We start from the raw sequence: 25348 nt of genomic DNA on the forward strand, positions 1-25348 counted from the left end.
TGGCTAGGCGCTCTTGCTCCGCTTTTTCTTGCTCAGCTTGCAGTCTGGCTAGGCGCTCTTGCTCCGCTTTTTCTTGCTCAGCTGGCAGTTTGGCTAGGCGCTCTTGCTTCGCTTTTTCTTGCTCAGCTGGCAGTTTGGCTAGGCGCTCTTGCTCCGCTTTTTCTTGCTCAGCTTGCAGTCTGGCTAGGCGCTCTTGCTCCACCTTTTCTTGCTCAGCTTGCTTATCTTTTTCATCTGCAATTTCTTGTTGTTCAGTATTGAAATATTTATCATCGATTTCATCATTTCTCCAAATAACTTGACGCCAGTTATTACGTTCATTAGTGGCTACACCATAAATGATTCTTCCATCATCTGAGATGGCATGTGCTTCTGAATCTTTTCCCCCGTCAAGTGTTCCTAAGTCATACATATGATTATTGAAATAAATAAAACCATGACGATGAAACATGATAAAGGCATGAGGACCAGTGCCTGTTAGATCTTTTGGAATGGTATTTAAGTTATACTCATCAGTTTCAGACCACCCTACAATATATTTACCATCAGCAGTAATATCTAGTGCTCTGGCATTTCTAAATCTTGCTTCTTCTTCTTTTTTAGAAAGATTACCAATATTGATGAGTTTATCATTAGAGAAGTCATAGAGTAGTGCTTGACTAAAAATTGCTGAAGAAGTTTTTGTTCTAGTAGGTAACTTAATTGCATAATTATAATGCCAAACATCTCCCCAGCCAACACTATAGTTCCCATCTGCTGAGGTATCTGCAAGTTTTGTCGATCCAAATTCAGAGAGACTAAGTTCTCGTATAGGGCCTGATGCTGTTGTGATAAAGGCAACTTTAGGATATTCTCTATCCAGTAATTTCTTTTTAGGCAAATCTCGGTTTAGCTGGCCAATAAAGACTTGACCATTATCACTGATTTTTTGAATATCAACACCTCTTCTTTTTATTCCCTTTAAGAAGGGATATTCAGTAATTGGTGAAAGTAAAATTGCTTTTTCTGGATGATTAGCTAAATACTTATTAACGTTATCGAATGTTAATTCGAAGTCTTCTTTTTTATAGATATCATAAATATATAGCTTCTTTCTCTCATCACCTTTGTATTCATATAAAATAAAATTACCATCTTTCGTTAAATATCTAATCTCCATGTTTCTATCTAAAATAGAAAATGTATTGTTATATACGTTATAGGCAAATACATAACATCCATTGTATGTACCACAACCGATAGTATCTTCAAAAATACTATTATTTTTAACCATCTGCTCTAATCTGGCTCTAGCACCTGCAAAGGCATACCCAACAACAGTTTTACTATTTTTTGAAATATGGGAAAGGTAAAGAAGATCTAATTGCGGATTATTTTCTTTATTTATTTTTTTTATTGTTTTTCCGCCATCTATACTAATAAATAATTCATTTGGTAAGAGTTCTTCTGAGAAATAAACGGTTTCTCTAACATTATAATTAGGTATCTTTTTTTGAATATTACGTTCACCTTCATCAGCTATACGATTATATAATGAAAGTGTATCATCACTTATTGTTGCATATATGTAAGTGCTTCCAAACGGCGTCATTAACTGTTGGTTGTAACTATGCTTATCTAAGACACGGCCGTGGAGATGTTTAATGTATTCATATCTATTATGAGTAAATTCATAATATTGACTTGCATTATTTGCAATGCTAAAAGGGTTATAAATTGAGTCTCCCATATCATTTATATTATAATTGCTGTAGCAATTAATAGGCCATATATAGAGAGGACACAATATATATAATATTGATTTATTTTTCATTTTCATTTTATATACCAAAAATAAGATTTTAACTGGAGGTTAACCTCTGTATTAATTAAAGTCAATTGGATAAAATGAAATGAATTTAATATATAATAATGAGTAAGGAATTATTATTATGTGTATATATTTGGTGTTTTAATTAAATTTACTTTTCTAAGTATTAATTCATTTTGTAGATTTATGATTTGTTCTTTATTTGCGGAACGCCAATTCTTCGCTTCACCATATACGCCATGCTGATGAAACGCATTAATACGAATTGTAATTGATTCACCAAGTGAATTAATAAAATGAGAAAGCGGTTCTATATTCTCTAAATAATCGGTTTTTTCTGGAATATATAAAAGGCGTAATTCTGCAAGTAAATTATGCTCACTTAACCATTTGATTGATTTTTTAATACGTTGATTACTACGTCCGGTTAAATAAATATGTGTTTCTTCACTCCAACTTTTTAAATCAATCATCGCTCCATCCATAAAGGGGGCGATTTTTTGCCAACCATTAAGTGAAAGAGTGCCATTACTGTCAATTAAACAGGTAAGATGTCGAAGATCAGGGGCTGCTTTGATTGCTTTAAAATAATCAATTAAAAATGGAAGTTGTAACGTAGATTCCCCGCCACTTACGGTTACCCCATTGATAAAGGCTGCATATTTACGCGTAATTGCAATTAGTTCATCAACCGTATAGGTCAATGTCATAGGGCTTGATTGGCGAGGACATTGCTGAATACAAGTATCACATTGCTCACAGCTGTCAGCGTTCCAATTTATTACACCGTTTTGTAATGAAAGCGCTTGCTGTGGGCAAGTGGCAATGCAATCCCCGCAGTTATCACAAATCCCCATAGTGTAGGGATTGTGACAGTTCTTACAGCGTAAATTACATCCTTGTAGGAAGATGGCGAGGCGATTGCCTGGGCCATCAACACAAGAAAAAGGCAGTATTTTATTTATCGAAGCGCATCTGCTGTTCATGGCTAATCACTCGTGGTTTTCGTTCAGCAATATGGCAATTGGTTGTCGCTTCATCTCCTAACCAAGTTGTATTTAGGCGAGAGCCTTCTTCTTTATATTTTTTTAAATCCGATAACCGCACCATATACCCAGTGACACGGACTAAATCATTACCACCCACATTAGCGGTAAATTCGCGTAATCCGCAAGAAAACGCCCCTAAGCACAGTTGCATTAAAGCATCAGGATTTTGTTTGATAGTTTCATCCACGGTTAAAATATCACTAATACCTGAGGTATAAAATTGATGGTGGGGGGCAACGGTCATTAAATGAGTAACAGGATCAGGCTCTGTTCCATAAGGAATACGGGTAGCCGGTGTAGTACCAATATCAGAACTTATGCCTGATTGAGCATGTAACATGGCACGCTGTTTCCAACCATATTTTACAGGGGTCTGAGCAACAAACTGGGCTAGTTTTTCACTAATAATATAGCTAAGTTTATTGGCTGCTTCGCTATGACCATAGTTTGCTGTATGACCTTCTTTTTCAAGTAATAGAGAAACTGCTTCAGCCATACCATAAATGCCAAACATCGGGGCAAAACGATCGGGTGAGATCAAACCTTCTTCTACTAAAAAGCTTTGTTGAAAAAAGTTTGATTTTTCATAGAGGAATTCGCAACGAGCATTGATGATCTCGATTTGTTTTTGCATATAAAACGGCAATACATTCTCTAGAAAGTCGGCACTATTTTGGCTGCGCTTTGCTACTTCTTTGAGATTGATACGAACTAAAGTGCTACCGCCACCACTTTGCGGTAGAGAGTTATAACAACTAACAATACCGTATTCATCTTTACCAAATACAGCATCTTGCAATGTACCGTTAGCAATATGGGGTTTACTGCTATGACAAATATTGGTGATTGCTTGGTGCAATAAATCAGAAGGTGTTAGCGCCGCGTCATAAATAAAGGTGAGATTCGGGGCTACTTGTTGAAGTTCAACATCTACCTTAAGAATTAAACGTGTAATGATAGAGTCTTCAGGGCCAATATTAGCGTGCATAAAGGCATCAGGAAGGGTTCTATCAAGATAGCGCCAGAAACGCTTTAATTTTGGATAGAGTTGCTCTTGCGTCAAATTCCCCACATAAGGTAGTAAGATTTTATCAATACGACCTAAATAAACCGGCATTGAAGTGACAGAAGGAACATGATGATAAAGGATAGTCAGCATATTTAGCGCATCATCAAAATCTTGGGCAGGTTCAAGCTCTAAATAGCGCGAGCCTTGTGCTAAGAATTTCGCGTAATCAGGTAATACATAACGTGGTTTATAAGGGGCATGACCTTCATACATATCGCAGATAACCCGTTCATTTAGCGCAAGGCTCGCCTCGTTAGATAACGTCGGGTATGGCAACATATTTTCCGCTTCTAATGCTAGAAAATGACGTTTTTGTTCGGGAGAAAGGGTTGGATTTTCTACGATTTGTTGACAACGTTGGATAACAGATTGTTCAGTCATAACCACCTCAGCAACTCAAGAGCAAAAGAAAGATGTAAGATTTATTTATCGCATTAGGTTAATAAATTGACTGAGATTTACTGTGATTTTAAACAAAGCCCATTCAAAGTTTAAGGGAATAGCACGAAAATACGTATAAATTAGATATATCTAAAATAATTTGACCTATTTTAGATAGAAATAAAGAAATGAAGGTGAGTACTAATGACTCACCTTATTATGTTAATTTGTGGCAGTGTTATTTAACTTCAGATCTATTTTCTGTTTCTTCTTGCTGATCACTTTTTTGTTCATCATCTTCTTTTTCATGACGAGTGGGTAAACTTGCGGTTAATAAATAGGGCGATTGCTGCCAATGCACTGGTGTTAATTGCAATAAGCTGTGGGACAGTAAAAAACCAATCGCCAGAGCAACCAATAGCATCACACGCAATAAATTGGTGGTGTTATCGACTTGGCCTGATTCTGTGACAAGTTGGTGTGTATCTAACGTCAATCTTAGAAAACCCTTTGGCTGATCTTGACCAGGGATAGGCACCACCAGCTGATGATTAAAAGAACCGCCACTTTTTTGTCCTTCTAAGGCCAATCGCTCTTTTACCGTCACATTTTCACCACTATGCGCTATTTGTGTGCCATCTTGCCAATAAAGACTTGCATCCAGTACCCGACTATCGTGAGTTAGATGATTTAAATTAGCTATAATGTGTGGATTTACGTTATCTTTGCTACTGTCATCCATATAATTGGATAATGAGAAGGCAACTTGTTCTGCCAGTGTTTTGGCAAGCTCTTCAAACTGGGTGATACGGGCGTGCTGATTTGCACGGCTAAAATAAGAGGCGCCTTGCATCAAAAAAGCCAATAATGCGATACAAATCAGTATAATCGCGGTTTTTTGTAGTTTGAATTTTAGTTTATCTTTAAGCATGTTCAACCTTTTGCGTAAGCAAGTATGTGCATGTTGCCAGATGAGTCACAGATAGAATAGGCTGAATAACAATTATTTTGTTCAGACAGGGGAAAACAGGAGAATAAGTATGTCAAATAGTCTGACCTATTGCTATTTACCGGATGAGATCCGTAAATGGCCAGGTCTACCGCTATCACTCAGTGGTGAAGAAGTGATGCCACTGGATTATCGTGCAGGCGATAGCGGATGGTTACTTTATGGACGAGAACTTGATAAAAAAAGAATAAGTGAGTTCCAGCATAAATTAGGTGTGGCTATTGTGGTGGTTTCTTCATGGCGTATTGATGATTACCAAGTGGTACGTATTGCGGGAAGTTTAACCCGTCGTATTCGTCGGTTATCTGATGAATGTGGTTTAGATGTTGTACCCTTTGGGCAGATCCCGCGTTTACGCTCTCCGGGACTTTTAGTGATGGATATGGATTCCACGGCTATTCAAATTGAGTGTATAGATGAAATCGCTAAACTGGCCGGTGTCGGTGATAAAGTGGCCGAGATAACGGAGCAAGCGATGCAAGGTGAAATGGATTTTAGTGAAAGCCTAAAATTGCGTGTTGCACAATTAGCTGGAGCTGATGCGAATATTTTACAAAAAGTAATGGATAATTTACCTCTGATGCCCGGGTTAACGAGTTTAGTGCGTAAGCTTCAGGCAATGGATTGGCAAATTGCGATTGCATCAGGGGGATTTACTTATTTTGCTGATAACCTAAAACAGCGATTACGTTTAGTTGCAGCGGTTGCTAATCAGCTAGAAATTAAAGATGGTAAATTAACGGGCAAAGTCAAAGGCCCTATTGTTGATGCTAAATATAAAGCGCAAGTACTTACACGCTTAGCTAAAGATTTAGACATACCGCTGGAACAAACCATTGCGATAGGTGATGGCGCAAACGATCTTAAAATGCTTAGAAAGGCGGGTTTAGGTATTGCCTACCATGCCAAACCTAAAGTATATGCACAAGCCAAAGTAGCTATTCGTCATGCTGATTTAATGGGTGTGATGTGTATTTTAAGTGCAGGATTAAAGCACGAAGAACGATAAGTTTTCAGTCAAGAAAATAACGGGGAGAGCAGTGTGGCAAAAGCAGCCAAAAGAGCCTTTGTATGTAATGAATGTGGTGCCGATTACCCGCGTTGGCAAGGGCAATGTTCTGCGTGTCATGCGTGGAATACCATTACGGAAGTGCGCCTTGCGGCGGCACCTTCTGCCCGTAACGATCGTTTTAGCGGTTTTGCCGGAGATGCGAAAGGAATAAGTCGTGTTCAAAAGCTCTCTGAAATTAGCCTTGAAGCATTACCTCGCTTTTCGACAGGATTTAAAGAATTTGATCGTGTGTTAGGCGGAGGGGTTGTGCCGGGAAGTGCCATTTTAATTGGCGGAAATCCGGGGGCAGGTAAAAGTACACTATTACTGCAGACCATGTGTCGTTTAGCCACTGAAATGAAAACCTTGTATGTCACGGGAGAAGAGTCATTACAGCAGGTTGCCATGCGAGCGCACCGCTTAGGTTTACCGACAACTGAATTGAATATGTTGTCAGAAACCAGTATTGAACAAATTTGTTTAATTGCTTCTCAAGAGCAACCTAAATTAATGGTCATTGACTCGATCCAAGTAATGCATATGGCCGATATTCAATCTTCCCCGGGCAGTGTGGCACAGGTACGAGAGACAGCCGCTTATCTGACTCGTTTTGCTAAAACGAATGATATTGCCATTATTATGGTGGGGCATGTTACCAAAGATGGCACATTAGCGGGACCTAAAGTATTAGAACACTGTATTGACTGTTCAGTGATGCTTGATGGTGAAACAGACTCACGTTTTAGAACATTGCGTAGTCATAAAAACCGCTTTGGTGCGGTGAATGAGTTAGGTGTTTTTGCCATGACCGAACAAGGTTTACGCGAAGTGAGTAATCCATCGGCTATCTTTTTAAGTCGTGGTGATGAAGTGACTTCAGGTAGTTCTGTTATGGTGGTGTGGGAAGGAACACGGCCATTACTGGTGGAGATCCAAGCATTGGTCGACCACTCAATGTTATCAAATCCTCGCCGTGTTGCGGTGGGTTTAGAGCAAAACCGCTTAGCAATATTATTAGCGGTTTTGCATCGTCATGGTGGTTTACAGATGTCTGATCAAGATGTCTTTGTCAATGTCGTTGGCGGTGTCAAAGTAACCGAAACCAGTGCAGATTTAGCTTTATTACTATCATTAGTATCGAGTTTTCGTAATCGTCCTTTACCGCGTGATTTAGTTATTTTTGGTGAGGTAGGACTCGCGGGAGAAATTCGTCCTGTACCAAGTGGACAAGAGCGAATTGCAGAAGCAGCAAAACACGGTTTTAAACGTGCTATTGTGCCTAATGCGAATATGCCAAAGAAAAATCCACCTGATATGAAAGTGTATGGTGTGAAAAAACTATCAGATGCGTTATCTGTACTTGATGATTTGGACGACTTCTAAAGGAGTAAATCATGGGATCTTTTGATTATATCAAACAGGCAATAAAAAAGAATGGCTATACCTTACAGCAAGTTGCCGATGAAAGTCAGATGACAAAGGGCTATCTTAGCCAGCTTATTAATAACAAAATCAAAAGCCCCAGTGCACAAAAAATGTCCGCATTACACCAATTTTTGGGATTAGAATATCCATTACAACAGAAAACCATTGGGGTGATTTTTGGTAAATTCTATCCTCTTCATACTGGGCATATTTATTTAATTCAACGAGCTTGTAGTCAAGTGGATGAATTGCATGTCATTTTATGTCATGACGAACCTCGTGATAAAGAGCTATTTATCAATAGTGCGATGTCACAACAGCCGACGGTAAGTGATAGGTTGCGCTGGTTATTACAAACTTTTAAGTATCAGAAAAATATTCGTATTCATGAGTTTAATGAACATGGTATAGAGCCTCAACCTCATGGTTGGGAAATGTGGAGTGAGGGTATCAAAGCTTTTCTACAAGAAAAACAGATCGCGCCGGATTTTATCTATACCAGTGAACGAGAGGACGCCAGTCAATATGAAGCATTTTTAGGTATTGAAACGGTACTGGTCGATCCTGAGCGCTCGTTTATGAATATTAGCGGTAGTCAAATCCGTCAAGCGCCATTTAAATATTGGGAATATATTCCTACTGAAGTAAAACCTTTTTTCGTGCGTACAGTGGCTATATTAGGTGGTGAATCGAGTGGAAAATCGACCTTAGTAAATAAGCTTGCCAATATTTTTAATACAACCAGTGCGTGGGAATATGGCCGTGATTATGTCTTCTCTCATTTAGGAGGAGACGAAATGGCATTGCAGTATTCTGATTATGATAAAATCGCTTTAGGTCATGCCCAATATATTGATTTTGCAGTTAAATATGCTAATAAAGTTGCATTTATCGATACTGATTTTGTAACAACACAGGCTTTTTGTTTACGCTATGAAGGAAAAGAACATCCTTTTGTACAGGCATTGATTGATGAATATCGTTTTGATTTAGTTATTCTGCTAGAGAACAATACGCCATGGGTTGCCGATGGTTTACGTAGTTTAGGGAGTGATAAAGAGCGTCGTCGTTTTCAAACACTGTTGATAGAGATGTTAGATAAAAACAATATTGAATATGTCAAAGTAGATCCTCCTGATTATGATGAGCGCTTTCTTCGTTGTGTCGAATTAGTCAGGGAATTGCTGATGATGCAATCAAAGCATATCGAATAAGTATTTTTAAAAACGCCATTAATTGGCGTTTTTTATTTATAGCTAGCTATATAGTCACAATAAGAATGAAATTTTTGTTTAAACCTAAAGTATGGATAAAAACGGCTGTTCATTAAGCGATTAGCATAATAATGCTATTTTTTTCAAATTAGTGAAAATGATTACTGCAAATTAATGGTAGATCTCTATGATAAAAGTTAGGTATAGATATATCGGTGTGTATTTCTTTTTCTCTTAAGTGTGAGGAGTCACACACTTTGTCTTCATAAGCTTAACCAATTGAAGAAACAGATTTATTTTCGCAAAAGGACAAGATAATGGCGCAACCTTCCCGTATTTCACTTCAGATCAAAAAAACAGTTATTTCATTAGCCATTGCTGCTTTAGGCTTTACGGCTTCCTCTTCTGCATTGGCTTATCAAAAAGTCCATCAACCCGATAATAGCTATCAGCAATATATTTCTCAGCGCCAAACGGTGGATATGTTGATCCAAGATGCATTAGAGGCATTTAAATCGCCAGCGCGTGTTTCTGACGCTGGATTTACGGGAAAACTACCTTCTAATATGGAAGTCGTAGCACAAAAGCTACAACAAGCTTATAAATTAGAGCCTTATCGCTTAGATTTACTATTTAGTGCCGCCAGTGCTTATGTCTATAACAATCAAATTGAGCGTGCGGTAACGATTTATAAACAAATTTTAGAAGCCGCACCGGATGATATTGATGCATTAATTTATGTGACTTCTTGGACGCGTTTTGAAGGTAAAGATAAAGAAAGTGAAGCCTATTTTAACAAGTTAAAATCCCTTAATCCGGCAAAAGCTGAAGAGCTAAGCCGCTTTTTTGCTCAAGTTGATCGTGTAAGCAAAATGCCATTAAGTGATAAGTTAACGCCAGCAGATTTGGCAACGCTAAATAAAACCAAAGGAAATAATGCCATTGTGACATTGGGTTATGCACTTAATCCAGATGGTACGATGAATCAGATCTTGATTGATCGTTTAAATAAAACCCTTGAAGTCGCAAAACAGTTACCTGATGCAATGATTGTTGTGACAGGTGGTGTGCCGAAAGCACATCAAACTGAAGGTAAATTAATGGCGGATTGGTTAGTTAAAAAAGGTATTCCCGCAGAGCGAATTTTCCAAGACAATTATGCACGCTCAACGGTGGAGAATGCGTTATTTAGCCGTTATGCATTAACCAAACATCGAATTAAAACAGCGGTGATTATTAGCTCTGGTAGCCATGTTCGTCGTGCTGATGTTATTTTTACGGTTGCGAGTTGGCAAAGTGGCCCCAGTGATATCACTTATTTAACGGTTGTAGCCCCCGATAAGCCATTAGCTGAATTACAAAAAACATCAAAATCTGATTTGCAAGGTATTTATCGCGATGGCTTAAAAGCATTGGGATTATGGAGCTTCCGTAGTTATCCATTAGAAGAACGTTGATAGACCTTTTGAATATTATTTTGCTACTAAAACTCCACAAGAAAACTAAAAGATTGTGGAGTTTTTTTATTATTCTAAGTGATCAAATTCATACACTAATAAATCCTTATTGAATTGATAACAATTATCATTACTATAAGTTCTTACCTAAATTATAATGAGAAAATACAGTGAGAACTCCTCTAATGATCTGCGCATTGATGGCCTCTTTTTCTAGTTTTGCCAATTGCTTATCAATAACAGAAAATAAAGAAATATCAGGTCAGTTTAATCACGATAAGGCACTCTGTTTTACTACACATTTACAGAGCCAGCGTTATGCTGAGTTAGATGTTAAAGGTATACAAAATCTGCAATTAGCAAACCAAGATGGCACTCATATTCGTCGCTTATTAAAAGATGTGCCCGTTGATGGACAACAACAAAAGATACGCTTCCTATTACCTGAAACGGCAAATTATCAGTTTATTGCCCAAGGAGAAGTTGGGGTACAGTGGCATATCACACTGAAAACATACCCTTATCAGCCTTTAGATAAAGATGCGGGTATAGCATTAACTAGCCCTAGATTGCAAATGCTGGCACAAGATCTCACCGCCAGCAATATACAGTTATTCTGGCAACAGATACAGCAAGAGGGAACTCCCCTTGTTGAACCTTACGATAATCATAACAAGCGTGTGACTTTTTTATGGCAAGGTGCGCAATCTAATGTATATCTATTGGGATCGCCTGCAGGTGATCATGATCCGTTAACGCGTTTAGCCAATAGCGATATTTGGTATCGTAGTTATATCGTGCCTAACGATACATTAATGCAATATAAATTAGCACCAGATGTGCCAGTCATTGAAAATGCAACAGCTGCACAGCAACGCCGTGCTATTTTAACGACGGCACAGGCCGATCCTTTTAATCTTCACCCTTCACCAAGTAAAGCGGACGATCGTTATAATTACTTTTCATTGCTGTCACTTGATTATCCCCGTGAATGCCAGTTGCCAGATATCTTAGATAGGGCAATGAATGGCAATACATCAATCAGTCGTTTTCATAGTGAAATTTTAAATAATGATCGAGAGATTGCGCTTTATTTACCCGCACAGAAAATGACGACGCCGCGACTATTGGTGCTATTTGATGGACAAATTTATCGCCAACAATATGGCATAGACAGATTTTTTGATAAGTTGATTGAAGAGGGGAAATTACCTCCTATTGCTATCTTATTTGTCGATAGTATTGATAGTGATCGTCGTAGTGTTGAATTACCACCTAATCCTGATTTTCACCGCTTTTTAGCGGATGAACTTTTGGTTTGGTTAGAGCAAGAGAAAGGCCTGCAAGTAGCCGCTAAGGAAACTATAGTCTCAGGCTCAAGCTATGGGGGGTTAGCCTCTGCATGGGTGGCATTTAACCGTCCAGATCGCTTTGGGAAAGTGCTTAGTATGTCCGGCTCTTATTGGTGGGCGCCAGAAAACGAAGCCCCAGAGTGGTTAATTCGCCAATATCAACAGGCGGATAAAAAACCATTACAGTTTTTCTTAGAGGCTGGGTTATTTGAGTCTCGCGAAGGCGCTGGAGGAATATTAAATAATAATCGCCAATTAAAGCAGGTTTTACAGCAAAGGGGCTATCCTGTGCAATCGCTAGAGATGGCGAGCGGGCATGATTATATCTCTTGGTGTGAGGCGCTTTATATCGGCACTAAAGCGTTAACTAACGATTAATTATTCATCTTTTTTATCTTAAAGGGATGTGAGTGGTGGTGAACTACACATCCTTTTTCTTTAGGCTAATTTGTCATTTATTTGCCATAAAGCTGTCATCTAAATCGCTTTTTTCTTTCATCTGTTTGTCATTTTACTCTCGTAAGCTCTTTGTGACTTAAAACATAAACCCCAAAATTCTTTATTTTTTTGCGTGCAAGGAAAAAGCTATGTCTCTACGTTATCAACGTTCTGCGTTATCTGTAGTCGTCGCAACACTCTTTACAAGCGTGAGTTTCTCTTCTTTTGCAGCACCCGTCACTACCGATACTATTTTGGCGCAAGATCGCGCAGCAAAAGGTAATATTACGGAATTTGGTGGTGCTCGTCGTATAACCTCAGATCAAACTGAAGCATTAAAAGCAGCACTTAATAATCATCAAGCTAAAAATGTGATCCTATTTATCGGTGATGGGATGGGGGATTCTGAGATAACGGTAGCACGTAACTATGCCGAAGGGGCTGGTGGCTTCTTTAAAGGGATTGATGCGTTACCGATGACCGGCCAATATACCCATTATTCTTTGGATAGAAAAACACAAAAACCTAATTATGTAACAGATTCAGCCGCATCAGCAACAGCATGGGCTTCAGGAGTTAAAACCTATAATGGGGCATTAGGGATTGATGTGTTTGGTAAAGATCACCAAACGATTTTGGAATTAGCAAAAGCGAATGGTAAAGCGACGGGGAATGTCACTACCTCTGAAATCCAAGATGCAACGCCGGCTGCGCTATTTTCACATGTTACCGGGCGTAAGTGTTATGGGCCTGTAGAAACGTTAGCAAAATGCTCAACGAATGCGCTAGAAAATGGCGGTAGAGGTTCAATCTCTGAGCAATTGTTAGTGACTCGTGCAGATATTACACTGGGAGGAGGCGCGAAAAGTTTTGCTCAAACAGCAACGGCCGGTGAATATAAAGGGAAAACGCTCGAGCAACAAGCGATAGAGCGTGGCTATCAAATTGTGAAAGATGCTAAATCGTTAGAGGCGATTACGCTAGCAAATCAAGATAAACCTGTGTTAGGTCTATTTCATGACGGTAATATGGCCGTCGCTTGGGAAGGGCCAAAAGCCACTTATCAAGGTAATTTAAAGAATCCTCCTTTAGAGTGTAAACCGAATTCAAAATTAGACCCGAATGCACCAACATTAGCGCAAATGACCAAAAAAGCGATTGATTTGCTGAAAACGAATGAAAATGGTTTTTTCTTACAAGTCGAAAGCGCCTCCATTGATAAACAAGATCATAATGCTAATCCTTGTGGTCAAATTGGTGAAACGGTGGCATTAGATGAAGCGGTACAAATTGGTTTAGATTTCGCTAAACAAAATGGTGATACGCTTATTATAGTGACCGCAGATCACGCTCACTCTAGTCAAATTATTGAAGCTGATGTGAAATCAAGTGGCTTAACACAAGCATTGATTACCAAAGATGGTGCTGTCATGGTGGTGAATTATGGTAACTCAGAAACGGATTCACAAGAGCATACTGGCGCGCAATTACGCGTTGCCGCTTATGGTCCACATGCTGCTAATGTCGTAGGGTTAACAGACCAAACAGATCTTTTCTTTACTATGCGCGATGCAATGGGATTGAAATAATCTAATAAGGTCACCGAATCGTAGTCTGTCTGAAATGTAGTTGAATTGTCTTACTAAAATTGTTGTATTTTCACGCGACTTAGAGAGATACCCTCAAGTCGCGTTTTTTTCTATGATTTCTTTACAAAAAATAAGAAAACGATAATAAATCAAGACGTTATTTACAGTCTGATTTTGAAAGTTACTTTTTGTTTGCTATAATTAACAGAATTTACAATGATATTCTTATACTATTCTTAACTTCTCCATTGATTATTGCACTTAAGTCGCAATATCTTTTTGCCTAATAACGTCGTTTTGATTAGGGCGTTATCTATAAAAATCATTTTTCAGATATGGTTATCTGCGTAGGATCTCTCTCTTTTATGGCATTGAAGGAGAAATGAGCCAATAAACAACGATAAAAAATAAGGTGACTAATTTCTATGCTAACACTGCTTCATTTACTCTCATCCGTGGCACTTTTAGTCTGGGGAACGCATATTGTTCGCACCGGTATTATGCGTGTGTTCGGCTCTGATTTACGCCGAATTTTAGGTAAAAGTATTAATAAAAAATCGAATGCTTTTCTTGCCGGTGTCGGCGTTACTGCCTTAGTACAAAGTAGTAATGCTACGGCATTGCTAGTGATTTCATTCGTCACTCAAGGTCTTATTTCTATTACACCCGCTTTGGTGATTATGTTAGGGGCTGATGTAGGTACAGCGCTAATGGCGCGTGTGCTGACGTTCGATCTTTCGTGGTTATCACCGTTACTGATTTTACTGGGTGTCATGACTTTTTTAAGTCGTAAAAAAGAGCGTATCGGGCAACTGGGTAGAGTGGGAATAGGCCTTGGTTTAATTATCTTAGCATTACAACTGATTGTGACTTCTGCTGAGCCGATAACCCATGCCAGTGCAGTACAAGCTATTTTTACCTCTTTGAGCGGAGATACTATTTTAGCACTACTGGTCGGCGCTATTTTTGCGATGGTCAGTTATTCAAGCTTAGCGGCGGTATTACTTACCGCAACATTAAGTGCAACAGGCTTTATGCCTTTATATATTAGTTTATGTATTGTTATTGGTTCTAATATTGGTAGTGGATTGTTGGCATTAATCAGTAGCCGTGGTCAAAGTATTAGTTCACGTCAAGTCGTCATAGGGAGTCTGTTTTTTAAATTAATTGGCGCCTTGCTGGTATTGCCGTGGATCACCATCATTGCGACAAAAATCCAACAATATGATTTTTCCCCTGCGGAAGTGATTATCTATTTTCATGTGATTTATAACTTAGTGCGCTGTGTGTTGATGTTGCCGTTTGTGGGGCCAATGGCGAAATTATGTCAAAAATTAGTGCCGGAATTACCTGTTACTGGGACAGAAGTTGCACCTCGTTATTTAGATCCATCCGCCGTTGATACTCCCTCTTTAGCTATTGCTAATGCAGTCAGAGAGACATTACGGTTAGGGGATGTGGTTGAACAGATGTTGCAACGTTTTCAAGCCTTAATGGAAGGAGATCGTCTGCAAAAAAGGGAGATTAGCCAGCTAGAAGAGGAAGTGGAATTGCTCCATAGCAGTATTAAATTGTATATGGCACAAATTCAGCAGCATGATCTTGGTACTGAAGACTCTCGTCGCTGGGCAGAAATTATTGATACCGCGATGAATTTGCAACAATCTTCCGCTATCATAGCGCGTATGTCTGGTGAGGTGGTGAATAAAAGTTTAGATCATCACTTAAATTTATCGGAGGAAGGACGTCGTGAATTACAGACACTCCTTGAGCGTCTGCAAAGTAATCTGAATCTGGCGATGTCGGTGTTTGTTTCCGGCAATATGGAGCATGCGCGTAAATTACGCCGAGCAAAACATCGATTCCGTTTACTCAACCAACGTTACTCGTTTGCTCATGTAGAACGTCTTCATTTGCATAATATGCAAAGTATTGAAACCAGTTCGCTGCATACCAGTTTGTTGGGTGATATGAAACGGTTGAACTCCTTATTCTGTGCAGTGGCTTACCACGCATTAGAGCGGAGCGGATCTTCTTCAGAACAGGTTAATCTTCAACAATGAAAAAAAATATTCGTTTATTAACACATAATGAAATCCCTCGAGTTTGGGAAATTGATAGAACAGAACTGATTGAAAGGCTATATGTTTTACAACAAGGGCAACTGGTGTTATCTGAACAGCGTTTTGATATGAAAGGCTGGCCTGAAGGTGAGGCAGAACATTACACCCCTGTTTTACTTGAAAGCGCTGAGCGCGGTGCCCCTTTTTGGGGAGTCTTTGAAGATGACAAGTTAGTCGCTGCTGCCAGTGTTGATCCACAGTGGCGAGGCCAAGATAACACCTTGTTACAGCTCTCTTTCTTACATATTAGCCACCAGCAGCGTGGGCAAGGATTAGCCCGTATATTGTTTGATTATTGTGTGGAATATGCGAAGCAAAAAGGGGCTAGCGGATTATATATATCCTCAACGCCTTCTGAAAATAGTGTTAATTTTTATCAGCATATGGGCTGTCGTTTAATTGATGTGCCTGATACTGAGCTTTATGAAAGAGAGCCTGAAGATATTCATTTAGTGCTTAATTTTAATAAAGAAGATTAATCACTTATTTTACATCATCATTTGATGACTCTAAAACGCTTTATCGTTGGCAGCGGTAAAGCGTTTTTTGTTTAACCTCTTTAAAATTAAGGTTATGGCTACTTTTTTTTCTTGATAGACATTGAGTTAACCAATGTGTTATATAATAATGAAAATCATTATCATTAACGAATGGTGACTCTCATGGCTAAATCAACACGTATCTCCTCTGTCTCTTCTTGGACATCTCGTATTAGTTTATGGGAAATGTTGGCTGTTGCTTCGTTATTTACTGTGATCACCCACTCTATTGCAGGAACAGCAGCATTTACATTGGTTCTTGTTATTTCTATGTTGCTATCTACCATTATGTTATTTCATAAGAAATTACAAATGTGGGTGATGATCCCCGCCGGCGTTGTGATCACCTATAGCTTAATGACCTTTTTTTTAACCTATCATGGGTAGATAACCGTAAATAAAGGCACGATAACCTGCTGATAATAAAAAGGAAGGAAGTAAATAAAGTAGGGTTTAACTCATCAGTCTGTTTTGGTGCGAAAGGGGGGACTTGAACCCCCACGTCCGTAAGGACACTAACACCTGAAGCTAGCGCGTCTACCAATTCCGCCACTCTCGCAAAACACAATATCTTAATAGATAGTTGGCGAATTTTATGCTTTTTAATTTTGGCGTCAATTATTTTTATAAATAGATTATCTTGTAGATAAAAATAAAACAGCGAGAGTTATAATATAAAATAGATAGATTCTATTTTTAGAACTAAGATAAATAATTATGACAAAACCGATTATGCAGTAGGTTTATGAGGTTTTTTATGAAAAAAATCAATATATTGATTGTTATCTTGTTTGTGATTATATCAAGTAATGTATATGCGGAAATCTACAAAGATAAAAGTGGTCAGGTTATTGGTTCAACCCGTACAGGTAGTAACGGTCAGATCACCTATTTAAATAAAAGTGGTCAGGTTATTGGTTCAACCCGTACAGGTAGTAACGGTCAGATCACCTATTTAAATAAAAGTGGTCAAGTTATTGGTTACGCCCGTAGAAGTAGTAATGGTAATATCATCTACCTAAATAAAAGTGGTCAAGTCACAGGCTCTACCCGTACAAATAGTAACGGTGAGACCATCTATCTCAATAAAAGTGGTCAAGTCACAGGTTCAGCCCGTACAGACAGTAATGGTACTACCATCTACAGAGATAAAAGTGGTCAGGTTATTGGTTCAAAAAAATGATAATTTCGTTTGAAAATAAAATTGTCTGCTATTAGATGACTGTTTTCAGTTATAAACAGAAGACCGCCAGTAGTTGAAAAATCAATTACTGGCGGTTTTTATAATAGTGCTGGTGATTACTATTTCTTGGTTGCTTGGTAAACTTTGAACTTACCTGTTGATGCAAGCACTTCATGAGAGCCAAACACGTGATCAAGAATATCTTGATAAGGTAAGAAAGCATTGGCAACAATACGCAGTTTACCGCCTTTTTTCAAAAAGTTAGGTGCGAGACGAATAATGTCTTCCGCAGCTTGATAGCTGGTACCTAAGCCATCATGGAAAGGAGGATTAGAGACTATCCAATCATAAGTTTCTTCTACCGCAGAATAGACATTGCTTGCAATAACCCGTCCTTCTAATTCATTAACGTTTAACGTGGCAATACTGGATGAAATAGCGGCTGCATTGACGTCACAGAGTGTGAGTTTTAACATCGGGTTTTTCTTGCCTAATACAGTGGCAATCACCCCACAACCACAGGCCATATCCAGTAAATCACCTACCATTGTATCATCAAATGTAGAGAGTAATAATCGGCTGCCTTCATCTAATGCGGTTTGACTAAAAACACCGGGTAATGCCATCACCGTTAAATCGTCATAACGATAAGTTTGCCACCAGTTATTTCGATCAAAGAGTGTTTGATAGGTTAGTGAACCAAAAAAGAGGCTACAACGACGTGCTGAATCTATTTTTTTTAGCTTTGCTATACCATTCATTAATTCCGTAGCACTTTTTACACCACTACGGTTTTCGCCGACGATGAAGATTTCAGTCCCGACAGATAAACTTGCGCATAAGCTACGTAACTGAAAAGTTGCTTCATTCTTATTCTTAGGCCAAAAATAAATCAAAGTGTCGCAATATTTTACGAATGATTGATCTGCCGCTAAACCAAAAAATGCATTATCACCCATGGATTTGAGTAGCGGTAGCCACTGGTGATATTGATTTGTATAGGCTCTAACACTTTTGGCCTGAATTTGTGATGCTAGCGTGTCTTGAAGATCACCTGCTATGAGTACGTGCCTGTCTGCGAAATGATCTAGATGACGAAGAATAACTTCGCTGGCAGGGGACAATGAGGACATTATGATTATTACTCCTTAAAAAACATAAAACGCATGATATCAGATATAAAGAAACTGACGCTATTTATTGGCGTAGTTTATGCCCTCTGATACTATGTACCGTTGTTCTACACTTGATAGGTAAATATCATGAGCCGTAAAGACAAAATGTTAGCCCAACTTGGAATTCGTCAATGGGTTCTTCGTAAGCCTGCTGTATTAAAAGGCGAACATTCTGTGCAATTTCCGGATACCACTCGTTTACTTATCATTACTGATGATGTTGTTGATCTAAATAACGGGCTTTTCTCTGATATTTTTAGCACTATGGGAATAGATAAAAGTGAAATCTATTGTATTACCTCAGAGGATGTGAGCCTGCTCACAGGATCATTTACACCAGCCTGTTGGCTATTAGGTACTGATATCACTCTACCTGCTCAATATACTTCTCTGAGAAGCCCTTCATTACATCAATTATATTTTGATGCCAATGCAAAACGCGATCTTTGGAAACAAATCTATCAACATGAAGACCATTTCCCCATTAAACCCTGCTGATTTACCTTTAGCATGGGAAATTGAAAAACTAAGTCATTCATTCCCTTGGAGCGAAGAAACATTCTATAGTAACCAAGGTGATCATTATTTTAATCTAAAAATTTGCATTGATAATATTATGGTAGGTTTTGCTATTACGCAATTAATATTAGATGAAGCAACGCTTTTTAATATCGCAATACATCCTGATTATCAAGGTAAAGGCTATGGAAAAGCATTGTTATTAGAACTTATTGATAATATTGAAAGAAAAGATATTGCTACATTATGGCTTGAGGTAAGAGAATCCAATCAAAAAGCATCTAATCTCTATGAATCTATAGGATTTAATTCAGTATCTGTACGTAAGAATTATTATCCAACAGCAACGGGAAAAGAAGATGCGATAATCATGGCTTATCCAATTAAATTCTAATTAAATACTTATTTAAGTTAAATTAAAGACGTCTTCTATTAGGCGTCTTTTTTTATTTTATGTGAAGTGAGTAGACTTTTATTCTTTTATTTAAATTTTACCTAATGGATATTTTGGTAAATAATTTTACTTTAGTTACAGGGGTATTTAGTAAAACATATTGTGAGAATAATAAAGACAATATGAAGGGCGTTAAAATAAGTAAAACGCATGTTTACTTTTGTTCTTAAATTTATCGTTAGTTTATAAAAAGCCTATTAAGATAGGAAAATACATTAGTATTGTACATTTATTTGTTTATAAACTAGAAAATTGCTACTGGTATCTATAAGTGAATCCCATCAAGTTGAGCTAACAAGTACCTCTGCGGATGGGGCTTGATATTTTATTACTGAGTTAATAGCTGGATTGGTTCTAACAAAAAAACGCACCAAAGTATCACAGATGTTACTCGCATATCGAATTAGGTAAGCCTTCTCAGTTTTAGTTGAATTAGTTTAAAAAATATCAATTACACGGCGAATTTCGCCGTAGATATAAATACTGGTAAACTTCACTTTGTTATGTTAGTTTATTGAATCTAGTTTTTACGGCGATATTCGCCGTAAAATCATAAAAATATAAACTAGAGAAGGAAGGGGAGAAATGGTTAGTCATTCCCAGTGCGAAACAGTGAAAGAGTCATATAAACAGTCTCTTAAAACCCTTTTACCTTATGGTATGTTAGCTACAAAAAAGTGGCTTACAGAGCAAGGCTTGAGTACTCATGCGTTAGATAACGCTGTCAAAACCGATACATTGTTGCTACTAGCTACAGGTGTTTACAGCCAGTATTCTCGAGCAGTCACTTGGGAAGGCGTAGTAGCTTCAATGCAGCATATGATGGAAAAAAGTGTTGATGAACAACTTCCGTCTATCGTGGTCGGTGGATTGTCAGCATTGTCCATATCTGGTTTGTCGCAATATTTATCATTAGGAAGTACGCCTCATATTCATTTATATGCAACGAAAAAGCTTCCTTCCTGGCTTGCGAGACTGTCATTGCCAATTAAGTTCGAAGGACATAGTACAAGTAAACTGTGGCCTGATAGTTTATCCCAAGATATAGCGTTCGTTAAAAAGCATGAATGGGGAGAGCAATTACCACCTGTATATTTTTCATGTCCGGAAAAAGCCATATTGGAAGTGTTGATGGATTTGCCTGAAAGTGTGTCATTTGAACATGCCGATGAGCTAATGCAGGGGTTAGTGAACTTATCTCCAAGAAAGCTTGATGTGCTCTTAACGGAGTGTAAAAGCGTAAAGGTCAAACGCTTATTCTTTTGGTTTGCAAAACGCCAAGCTTATCCTTGGTTTGATAAGTTAAATGTAGAAAATTACGACTTAGGTTCAGGTAAGCGTGTTGTTGCTAAAGGTGGGAAGCTGGATACAGAGTATCTGATAACCGTACCTCAGCATATGGCGTTAGCAAGTAAAGGATAAGTTCAGCGATGGATAGAAATAGTATTTATTACAAACAAGTACAGCTTTTGATACAGGTATTGCCTTTCGTTGCCAAACAGCAATGCTTTGCCCTCAAAGGTGGTACAGCAATCAATTTATTTGTCAGAGACTTTCCTCGTTTATCGGTCGATATTGATTTGGTGTATCTGCCAATGAAGAGCCGTGATGATGCCTTGCAGGAAATTTGCGATGCACTTGATGCTATTAGCTCAGATTTAAAAATAGCATTTAAAGACATCGAGCTAACGGAAGCCTATCGCTCAAAACGCGATGCTCTAAGGTTGATCGTTGCTCGCAACGGTGTGCAGATCAAAGTCGAGCTATCACCTGTATTGCGCGGTACTGTTTATGAACCAAAGTTGATGGAAGTATGCGCAGCTGTAGAAGACGAATTTGGCTATGTTGAAATGCCTGTTGTTGATCTAGCTGATTTGTATGCAGGAAAGATATGTGCAGCATTAGATAGACAGCATCCAAGAGACTTATTTGATGTGAAGTGGCTTTTGGAGAATGAAGGCCTAACGGATGAAATTCGTAAAGCATTACTCGTTTATTTATCAAGCCATAATCGGCCAATGGCTGAGTTACTCAGTCCGCAATTTAAGGATATTACTGCCACCTATGAAGGTGAATTTACCAACATGGCCGAGACGGATGTTCCGTTGGTGGAGCTGGAAGCCGTAAGGATGCACCTAGTAGACCTCATTCACCAAGGCCTGACCGATAGTGAAAAGTCTTTTTTGCTATCTTTTAAAAATCGAGAGCCTGATTGGTCTCTAATTGGTTTAGATGGAGTCAGTGAGCTTCCTGCCATTAAATGGAAACAAATCAATTTGGCAAACATGCCGAATGACAAACATACACAAGCCCTAGCAAAGTTGAAAGATGTTCTCGGTGTTTGATGTCAAAAATACAGACATTTATGCAGGGCTGATCTTCTGAACCAAATTATGCATTCTTTCTGCAACCTGTTCTTGAGTAGCTCTGTTTTTGTTCCCATGGTAAGCAATTGGCAATAAAGCTGAACTCACTCTCAAGCTAATCGTACTCATTCTTAAATTCAGCATTGGCTAAGGCACGTTGTTTCAGTTTTTGTAGCTTCATGATTTTTGAACCTCTTTTGAGATTTTTTATAAAAGCGTGCAACACATAAATGTACTTCCTTTTTAAGTAGCAAAACAAGCCTCTGCTAATACCTTCTTGGGCTTTGCTCGCATTCAAATAACCCATCGCCTATAGACTTAATCTGAGTTGGCTCGTCGCATTAAGATCAAACACAAACAGCAGTCGAACAGCCAGATTTAAGCAGTTGGTCATTGACGATGAACAGAAATACCTAAAGCCTCTGGACTCCCAATATTCAGCAACAGCGATCAACGACAACGGCACCATCATTGGTGTAGCACGATAAGCTATTATCGATTTTTTGTAGCAAAGAAATTTGTGGCCTAGCCTCGGTTGTTCATCAGCTAAAAAAACAACGATTACAAACAACGACAACAGAGCATTGGCACAATGCTGAGAATAAATAGATAACCATTGATTGTTTATAAAGCCAAGATAGGCGAAAATAAGCGCCAACTAAGATTAACTTACGGGTGAATGTGCTTTATAGTCACTTAATAAGTCGTTATAGAAATATCTCAGTGCAGTGCATTCACTTGTTTATCAACTAGAAGATCACTATTGATGTCTAATCCTATTTTTCAGCAAGAAGTTGCTCGTCGTAGAACTTTTGCCATTATTTCCCACCCCGATGCGGGTAAAACAACCATCACTGAAAAAGTGTTGTTATTCGGACAAGCTATCCAACGTGCAGGAACAGTAAAAGGGCGTGGTTCAAATCAGCATGCTAAATCAGACTGGATGGAAATGGAAAAACAACGTGGTATCTCCATTACCACTTCTGTTATGCAGTTTCCTTACGCAGATTGTCTAGTTAACTTACTTGATACCCCAGGGCATGAAGACTTCTCTGAAGATACTTATCGTACTTTAACTGCCGTTGACTGTTGTTTAATGGTCATTGACTCTTCAAAAGGGGTTGAAGATCGTACTCGTAAATTAATGGAAGTAACTCGATTACGTGATACGCCAATTTTGACCTTTATGAATAAATTGGATCGTGATATTCGTGATCCGATGGAATTAATGGACGAAGTTGAAACAGAGCTAAAAATTGCCTGTAGTCCTGTTACTTGGCCGATTGGCTGTGGAAAACTGTTTAAAGGGGTTTACCATATCTTAAGAGATGAAACCTATCTTTATCAAACAGGCCAAGGTCATACTATCCAAAACTCACGAGTAATCAAAGGGTTGGATAATCCTGAGTTAGATGAAGCGATTGGTGATGATTTAGCCGTTCAATTACGTGATGAGCTAGAGTTGGTGTTAGGTGCATCACATGAGTTTGATCATGAAGCTTTCTTAGCAGGTGAATTGACTCCGGTTTTCTTTGGTACCGCATTGGGTAACTTTGGTGTTAATCACATGCTTGATGGTTTGGTGAAGTGGGCGCCAGCGCCAATGCCTCGTCAAACTGATATGCGAGAAGTGACAGCGGCTGAAGAGACATTCACGGGTTTTGTTTTTAAAATTCAAGCTAATATGGATCCCAAACACCGCGACCGTGTTGCTTTTTTACGGGTGGTGTCAGGCATGTATGATAAAGGGATGAAACTGCACCAAGTACGTACGAAAAAAGATGTGGTGATTTCAGATGCATTGACCTTTATGGCAGGGGATCGTTCTCATGTTGAGCATGCTTATCCTGGTGATATTATTGGCCTGCATAATCACGGTACCATTCAAATTGGTGATACTTTTACTCAAGGTGAAATGTTAAAATTCACCGGTATTCCTAACTTCGCTCCGGAATTATTCCGCCGTATTCGTCTGCGTGATCCGCTAAAACAAAAACAATTGTTAAAAGGTCTGGTGCAATTATCTGAAGAAGGTGCGGTACAGGTGTTTAGACCCCTAGCTAATAATGATTTAATTGTTGGCGCAGTTGGGGTGCTACAGTTTGATGTCGTGGTTGCACGCTTAAAAGGTGAGTATAACGTTGAAGCCATTTATGAATCTGTGAATGTATCGACGGCTCGTTGGGTTGAATGTAGTAACGAAAAGAAACTCGAAGAATTTAAGCGTAAAAATGAGCAACATCTGGCATTAGATGGTGGTGATAACTTAACTTATATTGCACCAACGATGGTTAACTTAAATTTAACCCGTGAACGCTATCCTGATATTGAGTTCCATCAAACGCGTGAACACTAATTTTCTTTTATAAATCATATAAAAAGCCATATTTTTTATGGCTTTTTTCACAATAATATATTGTAAAATCAATCCCAGTATCTGTTTAGATTTACTCAATAATCTTATCTATACTATTTATATTCCGTCGATATTCTAATAAAAACTACCCTTTAATCAGCTATTACTCTTTCTATTCTCTGCTATCCTAATAATGATAATTTTATACTCATTGTATAAATAAAATAAAAACTTTTTACATATAAATGGCTATTTTTTAGATTAAAATTACAAAAAGTTATCTTTATTTACTATTTATTACTTTATTTGCTACTCATAACTTAGTAGTGTAACTGAAGTACTTGTTAATAATTTGATAAAAAATACACACATTTCCTGTCATGATTAATTTATGAGCAGGGGGAAGCAATGAATCAACAAAAAATAAAATTAGTATTAGCGCTCGTCACGGGTATGACAGTGACAATGATAAGTACAGCAACTATTGCGGAGACATCGTGGTATAACGAAATTGATAAAACTACCAGTAATGTTAACAATGAATTAAGCGATACGGCAATATCGAAAAAAATCGAAGAAACACTATTACCTAACCCCTCCATTGACAGTGGATCACTTTCAATTCGTACTGAATTTGGTCATGTCACAGTTGCCGGCTTTGTTAAAAATGCAGAGCAGGAAAAACAAATCATTCAGATCATTGAAAAAATTGATGGTGTAAAAAGCGTTGAATCATCAGTGAATATTCAAGGCTAACTTAATAGCGACTTAATTTATTTTAATTAGTGA

At 38.3% G+C, this 25348-nt stretch carries 21 protein-coding genes, 1 tRNA gene and 1 pseudogene; 16 read left to right on the forward strand and 7 right to left on the reverse strand.

What is annotated here, in order from left to right; translation table 11 throughout:
• From AACV01_RS06585 to AACV01_RS06600, 4 genes and pseudogenes are all read right to left on the reverse strand, one after another.
• A pseudogene (locus tag AACV01_RS06585) lies at positions 1–1819 on the reverse strand (hypothetical protein); the annotation flags it as partial.
• A gap of 110 nt (positions 1820–1929) precedes the next feature.
• Entirely contained in the window at positions 1930–2796 is an 867-nt protein-coding gene (locus AACV01_RS06590) for a YjjW family glycine radical enzyme activase (RefSeq protein WP_004249292.1), read from the reverse strand.
• Positions 2768–4309 carry a YjjI family glycine radical enzyme gene (locus AACV01_RS06595; protein ID WP_004245670.1) on the reverse strand — a complete coding sequence of 514 codons (1542 nt, stop codon included), beginning with the start codon at positions 4307–4309 and terminating at the stop codon, positions 2768–2770. Before AACV01_RS06595 ends, AACV01_RS06590 begins: the two co-directional genes overlap by 29 nt.
• A gap of 238 nt (positions 4310–4547) precedes the next feature.
• Entirely contained in the window at positions 4548–5240 is a 693-nt protein-coding gene (locus AACV01_RS06600) for a YtjB family periplasmic protein (RefSeq protein ID WP_004245669.1), read from the reverse strand.
• Between the two features lie 109 nt (positions 5241–5349).
• Between AACV01_RS06600 and serB the strand changes: the two genes are divergently transcribed.
• The 9 genes from serB (at position 5350) to AACV01_RS06645 (ending at position 16893) form a co-directional block, all read left to right on the forward strand.
• The gene (gene serB, locus AACV01_RS06605) at positions 5350–6327 is read left to right on the forward strand and encodes a phosphoserine phosphatase (protein ID WP_004245668.1); all 978 of its coding nucleotides are present in this window, start codon (positions 5350–5352) and stop codon (positions 6325–6327) included.
• A gap of 33 nt (positions 6328–6360) precedes the next feature.
• A complete protein-coding gene (radA, locus tag AACV01_RS06610; RefSeq protein ID WP_004250179.1) occupies positions 6361–7752 on the forward strand; it encodes a DNA repair protein RadA in 1392 nt (463 codons plus the stop codon).
• 11 nt (positions 7753–7763) lie between these two features.
• Positions 7764–9008 (forward strand): multifunctional transcriptional regulator/nicotinamide-nucleotide adenylyltransferase/ribosylnicotinamide kinase NadR, encoded by a 1245-nt coding sequence (nadR, locus tag AACV01_RS06615; RefSeq protein ID WP_004249296.1) that lies wholly within the window; start codon positions 7764–7766, stop codon positions 9006–9008.
• 317 nt (positions 9009–9325) lie between these two features.
• The gene (locus AACV01_RS06620; RefSeq protein WP_004250181.1) at positions 9326–10465 is read left to right on the forward strand and encodes a YdcF family protein; all 1140 of its coding nucleotides are present in this window, start codon (positions 9326–9328) and stop codon (positions 10463–10465) included.
• Positions 10466–10635: 170 nt separating this feature from the next.
• Entirely contained in the window at positions 10636–12195 is a 1560-nt protein-coding gene (locus AACV01_RS06625) for an alpha/beta hydrolase-fold protein (RefSeq protein ID WP_223231881.1), read from the forward strand.
• Between the two features lie 209 nt (positions 12196–12404).
• Positions 12405–13844, forward strand: coding sequence for an alkaline phosphatase (phoA, locus tag AACV01_RS06630; RefSeq protein ID WP_161682609.1), 1440 nt, complete (start codon positions 12405–12407; stop codon positions 13842–13844).
• A gap of 425 nt (positions 13845–14269) precedes the next feature.
• Positions 14270–15907: a Na/Pi cotransporter family protein gene (locus tag AACV01_RS06635; protein ID WP_004245660.1), complete on the forward strand. Its 1638-nt coding sequence runs from the start codon at positions 14270–14272 to the stop codon at positions 15905–15907.
• Positions 15904–16446, forward strand: a complete 543-nt coding sequence (locus AACV01_RS06640) for a GNAT family N-acetyltransferase (protein WP_004245658.1) — start codon at positions 15904–15906, stop codon at positions 16444–16446. The genes AACV01_RS06635 and AACV01_RS06640 overlap by 4 nt, the downstream gene beginning before the upstream one ends.
• Positions 16447–16629: 183 nt before the next feature.
• Positions 16630–16893, forward strand: coding sequence for a DUF1435 family protein (locus tag AACV01_RS06645; RefSeq protein WP_004245657.1), 264 nt, complete (start codon positions 16630–16632; stop codon positions 16891–16893).
• 85 nt (positions 16894–16978) lie between these two features.
• Here AACV01_RS06645 and AACV01_RS06650 read toward each other — a convergent pair.
• Positions 16979–17065 (reverse strand) — tRNA-Leu (locus tag AACV01_RS06650).
• Positions 17066–17263: 198 nt separating this feature from the next.
• On the opposite strand from AACV01_RS06650, the gene AACV01_RS06655 reads away from it, so the two are divergent.
• The gene (locus AACV01_RS06655) at positions 17264–17689 is read left to right on the forward strand and encodes a hypothetical protein (RefSeq protein WP_046335055.1); all 426 of its coding nucleotides are present in this window, start codon (positions 17264–17266) and stop codon (positions 17687–17689) included.
• 119 nt (positions 17690–17808) lie between these two features.
• On the opposite strand, the gene rsmC is transcribed toward AACV01_RS06655, so the two are convergent.
• On the reverse strand, positions 17809–18822 hold the full coding sequence (gene rsmC, locus AACV01_RS06660; protein WP_017628533.1) for a 16S rRNA (guanine(1207)-N(2))-methyltransferase RsmC: 1014 nt from the start codon (positions 18820–18822) through the stop codon (positions 17809–17811).
• Between the two features lie 129 nt (positions 18823–18951).
• Between rsmC and AACV01_RS06665 the strand changes: the two genes are divergently transcribed.
• The 4 genes from AACV01_RS06665 to AACV01_RS06680 all read left to right on the forward strand — a co-directional run bounded on the left by AACV01_RS06665 (position 18952) and on the right by AACV01_RS06680 (position 22182).
• Positions 18952–19362 carry a DNA polymerase III subunit psi gene (locus tag AACV01_RS06665; protein WP_017628534.1) on the forward strand — a complete coding sequence of 137 codons (411 nt, stop codon included), beginning with the start codon at positions 18952–18954 and terminating at the stop codon, positions 19360–19362.
• Positions 19331–19777, forward strand: a complete 447-nt coding sequence (rimI, locus tag AACV01_RS06670; protein WP_004245652.1) for a ribosomal protein S18-alanine N-acetyltransferase — start codon at positions 19331–19333, stop codon at positions 19775–19777. Before AACV01_RS06665 ends, rimI begins: the two co-directional genes overlap by 32 nt.
• Before the next feature lie 645 nt (positions 19778–20422).
• Complete coding sequence (locus AACV01_RS06675; RefSeq protein WP_046335056.1) at positions 20423–21259, forward strand: type IV toxin-antitoxin system AbiEi family antitoxin; 837 nt, start codon at positions 20423–20425, stop codon at positions 21257–21259.
• Between the two features lie 8 nt (positions 21260–21267).
• The gene (locus tag AACV01_RS06680) at positions 21268–22182 is read left to right on the forward strand and encodes a nucleotidyl transferase AbiEii/AbiGii toxin family protein (RefSeq protein WP_046335058.1); all 915 of its coding nucleotides are present in this window, start codon (positions 21268–21270) and stop codon (positions 22180–22182) included.
• A gap of 136 nt (positions 22183–22318) precedes the next feature.
• Here the strand turns inward: AACV01_RS06680 and AACV01_RS17850 are convergent, their stop codons facing one another.
• Positions 22319–22510, reverse strand: a complete 192-nt coding sequence (locus AACV01_RS17850) for a type II toxin-antitoxin system RelE/ParE family toxin (protein WP_046335059.1) — start codon at positions 22508–22510, stop codon at positions 22319–22321.
• A 459-nt stretch (positions 22511–22969) separates the two neighbouring features.
• Here AACV01_RS17850 and prfC point away from each other — a divergent pair, with 459 nt between their 5' ends.
• Both prfC and AACV01_RS06695 read left to right on the forward strand, forming a co-directional pair.
• On the forward strand, positions 22970–24559 hold the full coding sequence (prfC, locus tag AACV01_RS06690; RefSeq protein WP_004245645.1) for a peptide chain release factor 3: 1590 nt from the start codon (positions 22970–22972) through the stop codon (positions 24557–24559).
• Between the two features lie 408 nt (positions 24560–24967).
• Positions 24968–25315, forward strand: a complete 348-nt coding sequence (locus AACV01_RS06695; protein ID WP_004245644.1) for a BON domain-containing protein — start codon at positions 24968–24970, stop codon at positions 25313–25315.
• Positions 25316–25348: the final 33 nt, after the last annotated feature.

Origin of the sequence: Proteus sp. G2609, assembly GCF_963896135.1 — a bacterium.
Taxonomy (GTDB): Bacteria; Pseudomonadota; Gammaproteobacteria; order Enterobacterales; family Enterobacteriaceae; genus Proteus; species Proteus mirabilis.

Bases quoted from the DNA above. Each gene is read 5' to 3' on its own strand.
- AACV01_RS06645 (WP_004245657.1), top strand. From the start codon at position 16,630: ATGGCTAAATCAACACGTATCTCCTCTGTCTCTTCTTGGACATCTCGT.
- AACV01_RS06665 (WP_017628534.1), top strand. From the start codon at position 18,952: ATGAGCCGTAAAGACAAAATGTTAGCCCAACTTGGAATTCGTCAATGG.
- AACV01_RS06620 (WP_004250181.1), top strand. From the start codon at position 9,326: ATGGCGCAACCTTCCCGTATTTCACTTCAGATCAAAAAAACAGTTATT.
- AACV01_RS06635 (WP_004245660.1), top strand. From the start codon at position 14,270: ATGCTAACACTGCTTCATTTACTCTCATCCGTGGCACTTTTAGTCTGG.
- AACV01_RS06595 (WP_004245670.1), bottom strand. From the start codon at position 4,309: ATGACTGAACAATCTGTTATCCAACGTTGTCAACAAATCGTAGAAAAT.
- AACV01_RS06695 (WP_004245644.1), top strand. From the start codon at position 24,968: ATGAATCAACAAAAAATAAAATTAGTATTAGCGCTCGTCACGGGTATG.
- rsmC (WP_017628533.1), bottom strand. From the start codon at position 18,822: ATGTCCTCATTGTCCCCTGCCAGCGAAGTTATTCTTCGTCATCTAGAT.
- AACV01_RS06600 (WP_004245669.1), bottom strand. From the start codon at position 5,240: ATGCTTAAAGATAAACTAAAATTCAAACTACAAAAAACCGCGATTATA.
- AACV01_RS06655 (WP_046335055.1), top strand. From the start codon at position 17,264: ATGAAAAAAATCAATATATTGATTGTTATCTTGTTTGTGATTATATCA.
- serB (WP_004245668.1), top strand. From the start codon at position 5,350: ATGTCAAATAGTCTGACCTATTGCTATTTACCGGATGAGATCCGTAAA.
- AACV01_RS06675 (WP_046335056.1), top strand. From the start codon at position 20,423: ATGGTTAGTCATTCCCAGTGCGAAACAGTGAAAGAGTCATATAAACAG.
- AACV01_RS06590 (WP_004249292.1), bottom strand. From the start codon at position 2,796: ATGAACAGCAGATGCGCTTCGATAAATAAAATACTGCCTTTTTCTTGT.
- AACV01_RS17850 (WP_046335059.1), bottom strand. From the start codon at position 22,510: ATGGGTTATTTGAATGCGAGCAAAGCCCAAGAAGGTATTAGCAGAGGC.
- prfC (WP_004245645.1), top strand. From the start codon at position 22,970: ATGTCTAATCCTATTTTTCAGCAAGAAGTTGCTCGTCGTAGAACTTTT.
- AACV01_RS06680 (WP_046335058.1), top strand. From the start codon at position 21,268: ATGGATAGAAATAGTATTTATTACAAACAAGTACAGCTTTTGATACAG.
- rimI (WP_004245652.1), top strand. From the start codon at position 19,331: ATGAAGACCATTTCCCCATTAAACCCTGCTGATTTACCTTTAGCATGG.
- AACV01_RS06640 (WP_004245658.1), top strand. From the start codon at position 15,904: ATGAAAAAAAATATTCGTTTATTAACACATAATGAAATCCCTCGAGTT.
- nadR (WP_004249296.1), top strand. From the start codon at position 7,764: ATGGGATCTTTTGATTATATCAAACAGGCAATAAAAAAGAATGGCTAT.
- phoA (WP_161682609.1), top strand. From the start codon at position 12,405: ATGTCTCTACGTTATCAACGTTCTGCGTTATCTGTAGTCGTCGCAACA.